At 38.1% G+C, this 13834-nt stretch carries 13 protein-coding genes; all 13 read left to right on the forward strand.

Going from position 1 to position 13834, the window contains the following annotated elements; all coding sequences use genetic code 11:
- The first annotated feature begins 1 nt into the window (after position 1).
- The 13 genes from IB67_RS04290 to IB67_RS04350 all read left to right on the forward strand — a co-directional run bounded on the left by IB67_RS04290 (position 2) and on the right by IB67_RS04350 (position 13813).
- The gene (locus IB67_RS04290; RefSeq protein ID WP_339744635.1) at positions 2-616 is read left to right on the forward strand and encodes a histidine phosphatase family protein; all 615 of its coding nucleotides are present in this window, start codon (positions 2-4) and stop codon (positions 614-616) included.
- A gap of 46 nt (positions 617-662) precedes the next feature.
- The gene (locus tag IB67_RS04295) at positions 663-878 is read left to right on the forward strand and encodes a hypothetical protein (RefSeq protein ID WP_072757970.1); all 216 of its coding nucleotides are present in this window, start codon (positions 663-665) and stop codon (positions 876-878) included.
- Positions 879-918: 40 nt separating this feature from the next.
- Complete coding sequence (locus tag IB67_RS04300) at positions 919-2037, forward strand: ABC transporter ATP-binding protein (RefSeq protein WP_072757973.1); 1119 nt, start codon at positions 919-921, stop codon at positions 2035-2037.
- On the forward strand, positions 2033-2890 hold the full coding sequence (locus IB67_RS04305) for an ABC transporter permease (protein WP_143145258.1): 858 nt from the start codon (positions 2033-2035) through the stop codon (positions 2888-2890). The genes IB67_RS04300 and IB67_RS04305 overlap by 5 nt, the downstream gene beginning before the upstream one ends.
- On the forward strand, positions 2877-3647 hold the full coding sequence (locus IB67_RS04310) for an ABC transporter permease (protein WP_072757975.1): 771 nt from the start codon (positions 2877-2879) through the stop codon (positions 3645-3647). The genes IB67_RS04305 and IB67_RS04310 overlap by 14 nt, the downstream gene beginning before the upstream one ends.
- A 48-nt stretch (positions 3648-3695) precedes the next feature.
- Positions 3696-4529 carry a purine-nucleoside phosphorylase gene (locus IB67_RS04315; protein ID WP_072757977.1) on the forward strand — a complete coding sequence of 278 codons (834 nt, stop codon included), beginning with the start codon at positions 3696-3698 and terminating at the stop codon, positions 4527-4529.
- Positions 4530-4563: 34 nt separating this feature from the next.
- On the forward strand, positions 4564-6849 hold the full coding sequence (locus IB67_RS04320; protein ID WP_339744640.1) for a methyl-accepting chemotaxis protein: 2286 nt from the start codon (positions 4564-4566) through the stop codon (positions 6847-6849).
- A 123-nt stretch (positions 6850-6972) separates the two neighbouring features.
- Positions 6973-8325, forward strand: a complete 1353-nt coding sequence (gene mnmE / locus IB67_RS04325) for a tRNA uridine-5-carboxymethylaminomethyl(34) synthesis GTPase MnmE (protein ID WP_498875488.1) — start codon at positions 6973-6975, stop codon at positions 8323-8325.
- Between the two features lie 279 nt (positions 8326-8604).
- A complete protein-coding gene (flhA, locus tag IB67_RS04330; RefSeq protein WP_072757984.1) occupies positions 8605-10659 on the forward strand; it encodes a flagellar biosynthesis protein FlhA in 2055 nt (684 codons plus the stop codon).
- Positions 10656-11774: a flagellar biosynthesis GTPase FlhF gene (gene flhF, locus IB67_RS04335; RefSeq protein WP_072757986.1), complete on the forward strand. Its 1119-nt coding sequence runs from the start codon at positions 10656-10658 to the stop codon at positions 11772-11774. Before flhA ends, flhF begins: the two co-directional genes overlap by 4 nt.
- Positions 11755-12591, forward strand: a complete 837-nt coding sequence (locus IB67_RS04340) for a P-loop NTPase (protein ID WP_072757988.1) — start codon at positions 11755-11757, stop codon at positions 12589-12591. The genes flhF and IB67_RS04340 overlap by 20 nt, the downstream gene beginning before the upstream one ends.
- Positions 12588-13145, forward strand: a complete 558-nt coding sequence (locus tag IB67_RS04345; protein ID WP_072757990.1) for a PilZ domain-containing protein — start codon at positions 12588-12590, stop codon at positions 13143-13145. The genes IB67_RS04340 and IB67_RS04345 overlap by 4 nt, the downstream gene beginning before the upstream one ends.
- Positions 13145-13813: a flagellar brake protein gene (locus tag IB67_RS04350; RefSeq protein ID WP_072757992.1), complete on the forward strand. Its 669-nt coding sequence runs from the start codon at positions 13145-13147 to the stop codon at positions 13811-13813. Before IB67_RS04345 ends, IB67_RS04350 begins: the two co-directional genes overlap by 1 nt.
- The last annotated feature ends 21 nt before the right edge of the window (positions 13814-13834 follow it).

A 13834-nucleotide genomic window follows, 5' to 3' on the forward strand; every position in this document is an offset into this window, starting at 1 on the left:
AATGGGAAACGTATATCTCTTAAGACATGGAAGCACTGAATGGAATGAACAACAACTATGGCAGGGAGTTGTCGACACAGAGCTGTCTAGAAAAGGATACGAGCAGGTGCGAAACGTTGCGAGACTTTTAAGGAACAAAAATGTCTCGAGAATATTCTCCAGTCCTATGAAAAGGGCTTTACAAAGTGCAAAGATAATCGCAGAAGAAATAGGGTATACTGGGCAGATCGAAATCGACAACAGACTTCGCGAATGTGAAATAAGGTTGTGGAACGGGAAGAATTTTGAACAAGTACTGACTGACCATCACAAAGAATTCAACGAATGGAGAACAAACCTTTATTCGAATGTAGATGGGGCAGAATCTCTAGCAAGCGTGCAAGAACGGATGTCCCAAGTTTTGTCAGAAATAATAGTTCACTATCCGAATGAAAATGTTATAATTGTTTCGCATGCAATTGCGTTGAGGATGTTAATTGCCAAAGTTCTCGGTCTTGTTCCACCTTTGCATCTGAACTTTGGACTTGACAATGCTTCACTGAGCTGTCTGTATGTGAGAGACGGTACAGTGAGAGTTAAGTTCCTAAACATTTCTGCGGACGAACTCATCTACTGAATTAAACATAACCCTAAGGTGATGTTGAATGCAAGGAGGTTAAATAATGAGATTGGTCTTAATAATATTAGGATTCCTGTTTCTCGCTTATATTGGCGTGAAAGTAATACCGCTTAAATTGAGATATGCGAATATTTTTTTTGCTCTTACTACAATCTTTCATATATTTGCTGCGTTCAGTTGGTCATATGTTCTTATATCCATATCTTTTGTTCTGATAATAATTTTCTTCCTCGCCCTGCTATACCTTTTTGGTTTGTAGCTTATTAATGAAAATCTAACGTTTTTTGGGAGTGGTTGAGTTGCCTGGAAGTAGCGTGAGCATTGTCGAAGTCGATAAGTACTTTGGAGATTTTCACGTATTGAAGAATATTAACCTTGAAATCAGAGAAAATGAATTCTTTTCTCTCCTTGGTCCCTCTGGCTGTGGTAAAACGACATTGTTGAGAATAATCGCTGGCCTTGAAGATGTGGATGATGGCGATGTTCTACTCGATGATAAAAGCATCATTCACTTGCCACCAAATAAGAGACCAGTGAATACGATATTCCAAAATTACGCACTTTTTCCGCACTTAACTGTTTATGAAAATATAGCTTTTCCTCTAAGATTGAAAAAATTATCTGAAAACGAGATAAAAGAAAAAGTTGAATGGCTACTATCACTCACTCGATTGGAAGAACATGCAAAAAAGAAGCCAACACAACTCTCGGGAGGACAAAAACAGCGCGTTTCACTTGCAAGAGCACTTGCGAACGAACCAAAAGTACTTCTTCTCGATGAGCCAGTGAGTGCACTTGATGCAAAATTGAGACAGGAATTGCTAATTGAACTTGATAATCTTCATGACAAGGTAGGCATCACGTTTATTTACGTTACGCACGACCAATCTGAAGCACTCAGTGTTTCGGATCATGTCGCCGTTATGAACAATGGCATTGTTGTGCAGTACGGGACACCATATGAAATATATGAAAGCCCAGCGGATACATTTGTAGCAACGTTCATTGGTGAAAGTAATTTGATGAAGGGAACGGTAAAAGAGCTCATTTCTGAAAATTACGCACTTGTTGAATTTCCAACACTTGGGGACATCGTGTGTTTTAGGGATAAGCCATTGAACCTTGGCGATGATGTCTTGATAACTTTGAGACCTGAAAAAATTAGAATAAGTCATTCGAAACCGCAATTGTCTGCAGATTCATACACAAATATCGTTCACGGGATTGTTGATGAGACGATATATATGGGCTATCAAACGAAATATTTCGTTAGAACTGACGGTGGTTATATATTAAAGGTCTATAAACAACATGCTAGTTACCTCTTGGATGAAAAGATAATCCAGTGGAAAGACGAAGTTTATATGTACTGGAATCCAGACGATAGTTTCATCGTGGAGGTAGAAAGAGTTGATTAAAGAATTGACTAAGAAAACTTCCAAATTCAAAGGATACGAAAATTATGGGTTAACATATTTGATTTGGTTGCTGTTGTTCTTTTTGATTCCTGTCATAATTATCTTAGCTTACAGTTTTCTTGAAAGGGATTACCAAGGTGGAGTTAATTTCAACTTTTCCTTGAATGGTTACCGTGATATTCTAAATTTCAATTACTTAATTGTTTTTGGTAGAACTGTGCTAATATCCCTTATCTCATCAGCAGTATCGATTTTAATAGCGATACCTGTTGCATATTACTTAGCTTTCAGCAAATACAAAAATATATTACTTCTGCTTGTAATTATTCCATTCTGGACAAATTCTCTGATTAGGATCTATGCTTGGATATTCATATTAGGTAACAATGGTCTTGTCAATCAATTCTTAATTAAGCTTGGATTTATTGAATCTTACGTGAAGTTCATATACAACAATTTCGCGGTAGTTTTGGTCCTTGTTTATACATACCTGCCATTTGCTATTCTGCCCCTGTTTTCGTCAATAGAACGATTAGAAAAACAGATATTCGAAGCAGCTATGGATTTAGGTTGTACAAGGAGACAAACCTTCTTTAAAGTCTTGCTGCCAAATATTCGTCAAGGTATTGTGTCTGCGTTTGTCTTTGTATTTATTCCAGCGATAGGAACATATGCAGTTCCTGAACTTGTAGGTGGGAAAAACTCAAGACTTATCGGTAACGAAATAGCAAGATTACTTACAACAGCAAGAAACTGGCCAGCGGCTGCAGCCATTTCTTCTGTTCTGCTTGCGATTACAATAATAGCTGTCCTATTTTTCATTTTCGGTGGTGAAAAACGTGAAGCCAGGTAATTTTGCTAAAGCTATCTTGATAACTGTTATGATTTTCTTCTACTTACCTATTTTCATAGTTGTGCTTTTTTCGTTTAACTCGTCAAAATCACCCGAATGGACAGGATTTAGCCTTAAATGGTATGAACAACTATTCACGTCGTCTGCTCACATCTGGAGAACTTTTTTTAATTCTTTAATTGTGGGTATATCATCGAGTGCCATTGGTGTTATACTTGGTACTTTCGGAGCGGTTTCTGTATATCTCGGCAACAAGAAATTTAAGAAGATAGTCTGGACAACTACTTACATACCTTTCATAATACCGGATATAATAATAGGCGTTTCTTTGCTTGTTTTTTTTGCGACAATTCACTTAAGACTAAGCCTCTTCACAATATTCATCGCACATGTGACGTTCTCCATTCCATACACGATGATGATAATACTCACAAGACTACAAGACTTTGATAAATCAATCATTGAAGCATCTTACGATTTGGGTGCAACCAAGTTCATTGCATTGAGGAAAGTTATCTTTCCGATCGCATTACCAGGTGTAATAGCAGCATTTTTCATGGCATTCACACTTTCCATAGATGACTTTGTGATTACATTTTTCGTTGCTGGTCCGAGTTCAACAACATTGCCACTGCAAATCTTTTCCATGGTAAGATTTGGGATATCACCTGTAATTAATGCTATTTCTACGCTTCTTCTCATTGGAACTGTGATGATAAGTATCTTACTGAGACGGTATATAAGGTATATAATATAGTTGAACTCACACTTGTTTCATATTAATACAGATGGTGGAGGTGTAGTTATGGTACATGACGTAAAGGCTTACGTTGAAAGGGTTAAAAAAGCTGCTGAGTATTTGAAAGTTAAGGTATTGGAGCTTCCTGAGATTTGTATAGTCCTAGGATCCGGTTTACACGGTATCGCAGATAGCGTTGAAAACCCTGTAAGAATATCTTACAAAGACGTTCCTGAGTTTCCGGTTTCGACGGCTCCGGGACATAAAGGCGAGTTGATATTTGGGAAACTTAACGGTAAGAATGTCGTGCTCATGAATGGTAGATTCCACTACTACGAAGGATACCACATGAGAGATGTAACATTTGGTGTTAGGGTTATTCAAGAACTCGGTGTTAAGTACTTATTCTTAACGAATGCTGCAGGAGGGCTCAATCCAGACTTTGAAGTGGGAAGACCGATGATAATCTCTGACCACATAAACATGATGGGTGACAATCCTTTGATTGGACCAAACATTGAAGAGTGGGGCCCAAGGTTCCCGGACATGTCAAATGCGTATGATAAGGAGTTAAGGAAAATTGCAAAAGAAGTTGCTGGTGAACTTGGTATACCTGTTTATGAAGGAGTCTACGTTGCCGTCTCCGGACCAAACTTTGAGACTCCTGCTGAACTAAGGATGCTAAGATGGATGGGGGCAGACGCTGTTGGTATGTCAACTGTTCCTGAGGTTATTGCTGCAGCTCACAGAGGTACAAAGGTTCTTGCCATTTCAGCAATCACGGATCGTGCAGTTCCTGATGACTTAAAACCATTAACGGCAGAGGAAGTTCTTGAAGTTGCCAACAGAACAGGACAAATGATAGTTAAAATACTGTCGAAAGTTATTGAAAGACTATAAACAACGTGTAAATAAGCCAAAAGCTGGTGATTTTATGTCTATTAAAACACGTCTGCTTTTGCTTTCAATTCTTTTGGTAGCGGTTCCATTAACAATTTCAATCTTATTTACCGTTATCAATTTATCGAATGAAAGCACTAGAATACAAAATGAAGTTAAAAAGCAGCTCGGTGATCCAGAGGTTCTTTTCAAAGAGTTTTTCGATACATTTTCACAAGAACTTGAGCGACACATAAATGAATACAATGAAAAACTGGTATCAGCTGTAGAGAAACAAAAAGAAAGCGTCAGTGCAGCTTTTGAGAACGTTTACCTTGGTACACTTGAAAAAGAAGCAAATTCTATAAAGAACGTTGTTGAAAACCTTATTAAAGACAAAGTTGCTAATATTGAAAATCTTTCAAAGGTAGCTGCAACTTCGAAAGAAGTTATAAACGCTGCTGCCGAGAAGAATTTGGACCTCGCTTTGAAAAGAAGCCTGCTCAATAACTATGTTGAACGTTCAATGTTCGATTACATTTCTCTTTGGACAACCGAACCCAGTGAACCAAAGTTGAAGATAAGGCCCTTTGTTAAGCTAAATGAGAAGTTTCTTGTGGAGTATGCTTACTCATTGGCACCTGGTGTTTCATCTACTTTGTATAAAGACTTGGAGTTTTCACAGTCGATTATTGAAAGGGCTAATAAAATATTGTCATCTCCATCAGCCTATTCCGATTCCTTTGTTTTCAAAGGTTCCCAGGGAATATATATAGTCTCAATAAATCCAGTCATGCACCCCCAACTTGGCAACACAGTTACTGGTTTTGTAATATCTGCTGGTAGACTTACAGAAAGCTTTTTTGATGATATAAAAAGGCTTACAAATGCTGATTTAACAGTATATGTGGACGGTAAGGCTTACGTGACAACAAGGGTGAACGAATCCGGTGAAAGGGTCTCTGGTATCGATGAACCCTCAGAAGAAAAATATACATTCAAAGTTGGTAGTGATGAATATCTTGCAGTTAAAAGCGACCTCAACGTTATGGGAGACAAGATCGGAACATTTGAAGTTGCACTAAGAAAAGAAGTTGTAACTGCACAGATTGAGATTCCTCAGCCTGAAAAGTTTCAGCTTCCTGAAATCAAAATGCCGGACATCAAAGTAAATGTTGATTTCAACCTTGCAAGGCTTGTAGTAATCAACTTGATAGTAGGTTTTGTGATTTTAGTAGTTGCCTTGATTGCATCTGTGCCGCTTATTAACAATATCTCGAAAGAAATAGTGAGATCCGCAGATATAATTGAGAAATTTTCAAATGGCGAAATCGTATCGTTTGATGTTAAGACATTTGGAGAATTTGAGCGTGTTATAGATTCTCTAAAGGGATTGTCCGAGAACCTTGTAGACTATGCAAAGGATATGAAAGAGAGTTCAAAAGAGTTGAATACCGAAGTTGAGCAGGTTACAACCATAAGAGATACGCTCGAAAGATCTGTTTCAGATTTCAGCGATTTTGTAGAAAACTACATTCTGAATGTTGAAGATGTGAAGTCCAAGATCATGACTCTTCAAAATACAGTCGATAGCTCTATGACTAATAATCAAAACCTTTCTGAAAAACTCTCTGATTTATTGAAAGATATTGAACATGCACAGGCTGAGATATTAAAGAACGTTGTCTTAATAGAAGAAATGAACGATTCAGTCAATTCTAACGTTGAAGTGTTTTCAAAGTTCAGTACGACGGTTCAGAGAACTATAGAAAAGTTCTCTTCAATAAAAGAATCAATAGCAAAAATACAAAATGTTGCATCACAAACTAATTTACTTGCACTAAATGCGGCAATCGAAGCAGCAAGGGCAGGAGAAGCTGGTAGAGGTTTTGCTGTTGTTGCAGATGAGGTTATGAAATTATCTGTTGAAATAAACACACTTTCCAAGAACCTCGTGAAAGAAGTTGATACCTACACTAATGACCTCAGAGAGCTTGACCAATTGTATGAAAGCTCCGGTGAGAAATTCAAAAAACTGCAGCAGGCTAAGGAAGAATTTTCCTCGAATTATTATACAGTGATAGAAAAAGTTCAAAATATAGGCAGTTTGAGCGCACAAGTTGGAATGCAAATAGAAGAGAACAGTCAGGCGTTTGCTCAGATAGAAGGCCTCATGGATGATGTTGCAAATTCGATAATTTCTTCTTCACAACAGTTGCAAAAGTTCAATGAGGATTTCAGAAGAATTACAAAAGTATTTGAACAACTCAGTGAGAGTACTGAAAAACTTAAGGTAATCTCGCAAAAGATGGAAAATATTTCTCGCTGGTTTAAGGTTTAACTCTTTCGTATATCTCCACAGGGTGGCTTTCATATTAGAGAGCCACCTTTTTAGTTTTAAGCAAATATGTTATAATAAGAATGTTGCAAATTAGGTTTAAAGGAGTGATTATTTATTAGCTTCTTGGCAGTCGAAACTGCGCAGAGAGATACTATCGTTGCGATCGCCACCCCACCGGGTACAGGTGCAATTGGTATTGTAAGAATATCTGGTGAAAGGTCATGGGAAATAATTCAGAAATGTGTTCGTAAGAGCATATACGATGAGAGAAGAATTCTTTATGGAAACTTTTACGATACAGATGGCAACGTTGTAGATGAAATATTGTTTGTGGGATTTAAAGCACCAAAAAGTTATACAGGCGAAGACATGGTAGAAGTGTATTGCCATGGTGGCGTACTGGTCACTCAAAAAATACTGGCCGAATTGATAAGACATGGTGCAAGGCTTGCAAAAAATGGAGAATTTACAAGAAGGGCATTTTTAAATGGTAAGATAGATTTGATAAAAGCTGAATCAATACTCCAGATCATAGAAGCCAAGAGTGAGGAAAGCCTTCGATTAGCGATTGACAACCTTAAAGGTAAGCTATCTGAAGAGATAAACAGAGTTAGAAACTCTCTAATAAATATACTATCTAAAATCGAAGTTTCAATAGATTACGGTGATGATATAGAAGTTCCGCGCGACGAGATTATGCAGGACATAGCTGATGTGGAACATTTTTTGTCAGACAAATTGGCTCACGCTGACAAGGGTATACACATCTCAACTGGCGTTACGCTCGCAATAATTGGAAAACCAAATGTTGGAAAGAGTACACTTTTGAACAGATTGCTTTTGGAAGATCGTGCTATAGTAACAGATATCCCTGGAACAACGAGGGACATTATAAAAGGTGAGATAAAGATCCAGGGCATTCACTTTGTCATATCAGATACTGCAGGTATTAGGCATACGGATGACTTTGTGGAAAAGATTGGAATTGAAAGGGCAATAAAGGAAGCAAGCCAAGCTGATGTGGTCATATTCTTGCTCGATGCGACAACTGGTTTCACTAAGGATGACCAATATATACTTAATATAATTAAAGATAGCAATTTCATTCCGGTGTGGAATAAGATAGATTCTGGAAACAAAGTCATCAAAGTTTCTAAAAACAACGAAGATATTCTGCTCAGTGCATCGAGTGGTGTAGGATTGAGAGAACTCGAAGCAAAGATCGTTGAAAAGGCACAACCACTAGTAGCAGAGGGACAACTGTCACACATAACGTCCAAACGGCAAATTGAACATCTGAAATTAGTGAATGAAAATGTTGTCAAAGCTATGAGGTCGCTTAGAGAAAATTACCCACTTGATATCATATCAATAGACATCCGCAATGCATTGTCTGAGCTCGATAAGCTCCTCGGGAGAAATTTCACAGATGATTTGCTTGAGAACATCTTTGCAAATTTCTGCGTAGGTAAATGATTAAAAAAAAAGCGGGCTTTTTTTGCCCGCATAAAGCCGTGGGAGGTGTATCTCAAGGGGGATAGGGGGTTCTCTGTAGTGAGTATACCATTTTTTGTGTTAAATTATCAGTACTCTTTATTATAATAACACCGAACAATTGTGTTACAAAATACTTGAATACATGATGTGTTAAGAAGAGCCTTAAAAACATCTCATTTTGCCTCTCAATATATTAGACTCGATATAATTCAAAATCGTTCAAAATTTTCTAAAATTTTTCCAGGCAGAGGTGGGTTTATGAATTTTGACGTAGTTGTTGCTTTATTGGTCGTAGCAATTGTGTTGCTGATGATAATACCTATATCTGACTTCATGCTCGACTTCTTTCAGTTATTGAACATATCGATTTCACTTGTAATCCTATTCTCAACGATGTATATAACTCACATACTTGAGCTTGCATCATTTCCGACATTATTGCTTATTGTAACTATATTTAGATTAGCCCTGAATGTTGCCTCTACGAGGGCTATATTATTAGAGGGACCAAAATTTGGTGGTAAAGTGATTCAGACGTTTGGAAATTTCGTCGTTGGTGGTAACTACGTCGTAGGAATCGTAGTTTTCCTTATTTTGGTGATCATTCAGTTTATAGTCATAACACGTGGTTCGGAAAGAATTGCGGAAGTTGCAGCGAGGTTTACACTTGATGCAATGCCTGGAAAACAGATGAGTGTCGATGCTGACTTGAATGCAGGACTGATAACGGAAGAGGAAGCGCGACGTAGGAGGGAAGAGATAAGGCGAGAAGCAGATTTTTATGGTGCTATGGATGGAGCCTCAAAATTTGTACGAGGCGATGCGATAGCGAGTATCATAATTACAATAGTTAATAGTCTCGGTGGTATAATTATAGGGGTATTGATGCACCAACTGGGTTTTGCTGATGCTGCTAAGACCTTTCTTTTGTTCACGGTTGGTGATGGGTTAGTTAGTCAAATACCGGCACTTATGGTTTCAACCGCAACGGGTATAATTGTTTCTCGTAGTGCGACGAAAGATAACCTTGGAACCGAATTGATAAAAGAACTTTCAGGAGAAAAGAGAGTTATCATTTTAACAGGATTTGTACTGATCTTTCTCGGTGTTTTTACTCCCCTTCCAACATTCACGAGTTTAATAATTGGCGGATTTTTCTTGATAGTCGGATTTATGATACGTAGGCAAGAACTATTACAACCACAAGTGCAACCGATTGGTCCAACGCCGCCTGGCCCTGGTATGCCAGCACCATCTGGTCCTATTCTCTCAACACCGGAAGAGGTTTCAGAAGTTCTTCAGTCAGATACTGTTGAAATTAACATAGGTTATGGACTTTTACCACTCGCGGATCTTTCACAAGGTGGCGATATGCTTGAAAGGCTAACTATGATTCGAAGACAGTTGGCACAAGAATTGGGACTTGTGCTTTCACCAATTCGAGTTCGAGATAGTGTGATATTGAAACCAAACGAATACGCTGTATTTATTAGAGGTGCTGAAATTGACAGATATGAACTAATCCCTAACAGGCTTTTGGCTATAAATCCTGGATTTGTAAGTGAAAAGATAGCTGGTATAGAGGTGAAAGAACCCGCTTTCGGTTTGCAGGCTTTTTGGATAGACGAATCGAAAAAGGAAGAAGCCATTCAAAAGGGCTATACAGTAGTCGATCCGCCGACAGTCTTTGCTACGCACATAACTGAATTGCTACGCAAACATGCTCCTGAACTGCTTGGGAATAGAGAATTTCAGCTACTGGTAGACGGCGTACGAAATAAGTTTGACAGATTAGTTGATGACGTCTTCAACGTTGTGAAACCAACGGTTGTGAAAAAAGTATTACAAGAGTTACTTGCTGAAGGTGTTTCGATAAGAAACTTACCATATATCTTTGAGCTAATACTTGATAACGCAGATAAAGCAAGAGATGTTGAGATGCTCGTCGAGTATGTACGAAGAGGTCTCAAAAGGCAAATCACAATAAAACTCTTAGCACAAGATAAACAAATACACGGAATCGCACTTGATAGTGAGCTTGAAAGGTTACTTACGGAGTCGATTTCCGAAAGCGAAGAAGGTAGATACCTGAGTGTTAACCCGCAGATTATGCGCGAGATTATAGAAAAGATTTCACAGGAATTGGAACAACTTATGAGAAAAGGTTTTGCACCTGTGCTCGTTGTTTCAGGTACCATAAGGCCTTACATTGCAAAAATGGTCATTCGATTCATACCTGGCGTAACAGTGATTGCATTTGAAGAGATACCTGAAGATATGAATTTGTCAATTGAGGGTGTGGTGAAGATATGATAGTGAAGAAGTATGTTGTTAGCGACATAAAAGAAGCTTTCGAAAAAATAAGAGTTGAACTTGGCAAAGATGCTGTGATTCTCAGCACGCGAAAGATAAAGAAAGGTGGTTTTTTAGGGATTGGTGCAAAGACTTATATTGAAGTGACGGCGGCCGTTGAGGAAAAGAAACAGCAACAAACCGAAGATAAGGGTCAGATATATAAATTGCAGGAAATACTTTCTAAAACCAAACAACCCCAGCAAAGTCCAGAAGATATTACGGAACTAAAGAAGATGATGCTTGAACTTAAGTCCATGATGGTGAGTCAGAGAAGCAATGAACCCCAGTGGGTTCAAGACTTTAGAAAAGCTTTGAGTAAACAAGACATAGATGAAGAGATATCAGAAAAGATCATCGAATACGCAAGGGTAAAATACCAGGAACTGGATTTTTCAAATGAAAACACTAGACTAATACTCTCAGAGATGTTCCTTCCTTTCTTGAATACATCGGTACCAGAGATAAAGGGAAAAGTTATGTTTGTAGGGCCGACTGGTGTTGGGAAGACCACAACACTGGCAAAATTAGCCGCAAAATTGAAGCTAAACGATCATAGAAGAGTTGGGATAATTACTCTTGATACGTATAGAATAGCAGCGGTTGATCAGCTGAAAACTTACGCTATGCTTCTCGATGTCCCGATAAGAGTTGCATACACTCCAAAGGAAGCAAAACTTGAAATAGAAGCACTCGCTGATTACGATATAATCCTTATTGACTCCGCTGGAAGAAGTCAAAAAAACGAACTCCACATGACAGAAATCAAAGCAATGAGTGAGATTGTTGAACCCGACTATGTCTTTTTAGTTGTTGGCATGCAATACAGATCAGAAGACGTGAAAGAGATTGCTTCTAAGTTCTCGATAGTTTCACCAACCCATGTAATTCTTTCCAAGATGGATGAAACATCATCGCTTGGACACTTTGTAAACGTTCCGACATTTTTGAATGTTCCCATAGCTTTTGTTACGAATGGACAGAGAGTACCAGACGATATAATTGAAGCGAACAGCAGGGAATTAGCCGTTTTACTCTCACGCGAGGTGTTAAAAAATGCAAGATCAAGCAAGTAGTTTAAAAAGCAGTCAGATAGTGTCAGTTATAAGTGGAAAAGGTGGGGTAGGTAAAACGTTGGTGTCTACAAACATGGCTGCAGTAATCGCGGAAAGCGGAAGAAAAGTACTGCTCTTAGACGCCGATGTGGGATTTACAAATGCGGATATACTTCTCGGAGCGTACCCGAAGTTTACAATGAAAGATTTCGTGAATCATAAATGTTCGATAGAAGAACTTGTCACACCAACAAAATATGGTTTGGATCTCATGTCACTTGGGGGAGACGTTACCGACTTACTTGCGACAAACGAGTTAGTCTTGAAGGATTTCGCGGTGCACTTCTTGAAGCTGTTAGATCATTATGATTTGGTCATAATGGACATGCCACCAGGTTTTTCGAATTCCTACATGCCATTCCTAACATTGACGGACGATTTTGTTATCATGACAACACCAGAACCTACATCTGTGGTTAATACTTACACCATGATAAAACTCCTCAGTCTCAAGGGAATTAATGGTGAAAACATCCATGTTGTCGCGAACATGGTTCAGAATTCTAAGGATGCAACGAAACTTATGGAAAGGCTGACTGAGGTTGTTGAAAAGTTTGCAGGAAACAAGGTGTCATCCGTTACACTTATGAAAGAACACCCGTTGGTGGTCAAAAGTATTCAAGACAGAGAGCTTTTTGTTGTCAGATACAGAAGCATACAACCAGCGTTTTCTATTATGAGAATCGCTTCTAATTTGCTTAAGGAGAATATCAACAAAAAGGATGAAAACACTCTGATTCAGAGATTTCTCAATTTCTTTAGAGGTGAATACAGGTGACTTTGGAAGAGTATATTAATGCCAATTTAATGAATGCTGTGCTTCGAGGATTTACAAAAGATGGAGAAATAACAGTCCGACTCAAAGGTATAAAAGGACGAGTTTTTGTGATAACTTTTGTCACAATTCTCAGTATCCCAGAATTACTCAGAGTAGATGTTCCAATCGAAGGTTTTGTTATAACATTTGTCGGGAAGCTTAAAAGCATAAATGAAGGCTTGTATGAATACGAAGCTCTGGACAAAGTTGGTATTTTGCAAAGAAGGACTAAGCCAAGATACGCCGCGTTTGAGGAGTGCTCGATATATGGTTTTGATACCGTTATTATTGACGTCTCAGAAAACGGATGTCAGGTAATATCAGAATTCAAACCAAAGCTGAAAGAAAAGATAGAGATGAAACTCGAGAGGATAAATTCCTCTATAGTTGAGGGCACGGTAATGTGGGTTGTTGAAGAAGAAGAATGTTATAGGTATGGAATCTTCATTGAGGATATAAAACCTGAATGGAAAGAATTAGTTGAAAACTATAAGCAAATAGGAGAGGGACTGTGATGGCTTATGTAGAACTTGTCGATGCTTCAAAAACGCTGAAGATAGGTTTACCGGCAAGTATAAAAATAGTTTTTGTCAAAGAATTGGAAGGTGTCTACAAGAGTAATGTTGCAGACATAGATTTCAACCGTCGAATCCTTTTTTTATCAATTCCATCTTTAAAAGGCAAGTTTATACCAATTCCCAAAGGTGTTAGAATGACCGTAAATCTTTTCGATAGATCTTCAGTATATGAGTTTGATACTGTATCTTTGGGAGTCATAAAGTATGATAACATGTACGTGATTCCAGTTCCATTCCCTGAGAGTGTTAGAAAGACGGAGCGTAGAAAATTCGTTAGAGTGCCAATTTACGTGGAGGGAAAATTTTATATTTCAGTTGAGAATGAGACAGAGTCGTTTGTTTTCACAACCAAAAATATTAGTGCCGGTGGGCTCATGATGGCTACAAAGAAGTATTTGAAGGTTGGTGATATAATATATATCGATTTAAAGCTTGATACAGACTTGATGATGAACAAACAGAAGTCTAAAATTGTTCGCGAAGATGAGCACACTGAAGATGGATTTGTATACGGTGTTCAATTCTTGGATTTGCCAGTCTCTCTTGAAACAAAATTGGTTAGATTTGTTTTCCAGAAAGAACTGAAAATGAAGAGTATAAGATAATTTTCAATGGTCTTGCCTTAT

This window comes from Fervidobacterium riparium, from assembly GCF_025370035.1.
Lineage (GTDB): Bacteria > Thermotogota > Thermotogae > Thermotogales > Fervidobacteriaceae > Fervidobacterium > Fervidobacterium gondwanense.

Excerpts from the sequence above, each read along its gene's own strand:
- IB67_RS04295 (WP_072757970.1), top strand. The coding sequence starts at position 663 with ATGAGATTGGTCTTAATAATATTAGGATTCCTGTTTCTCGCTTATATT.
- IB67_RS04315 (WP_072757977.1), top strand. The coding sequence starts at position 3,696 with ATGGTACATGACGTAAAGGCTTACGTTGAAAGGGTTAAAAAAGCTGCT.
- flhA (WP_072757984.1), top strand. The coding sequence starts at position 8,605 with ATGAATTTTGACGTAGTTGTTGCTTTATTGGTCGTAGCAATTGTGTTG.
- IB67_RS04320 (WP_339744640.1), top strand. The coding sequence starts at position 4,564 with ATGTCTATTAAAACACGTCTGCTTTTGCTTTCAATTCTTTTGGTAGCG.
- flhF (WP_072757986.1), top strand. The coding sequence starts at position 10,656 with ATGATAGTGAAGAAGTATGTTGTTAGCGACATAAAAGAAGCTTTCGAA.
- IB67_RS04340 (WP_072757988.1), top strand. The coding sequence starts at position 11,755 with ATGCAAGATCAAGCAAGTAGTTTAAAAAGCAGTCAGATAGTGTCAGTT.
- IB67_RS04290 (WP_339744635.1), top strand. The coding sequence starts at position 2 with ATGGGAAACGTATATCTCTTAAGACATGGAAGCACTGAATGGAATGAA.
- IB67_RS04350 (WP_072757992.1), top strand. The coding sequence starts at position 13,145 with ATGGCTTATGTAGAACTTGTCGATGCTTCAAAAACGCTGAAGATAGGT.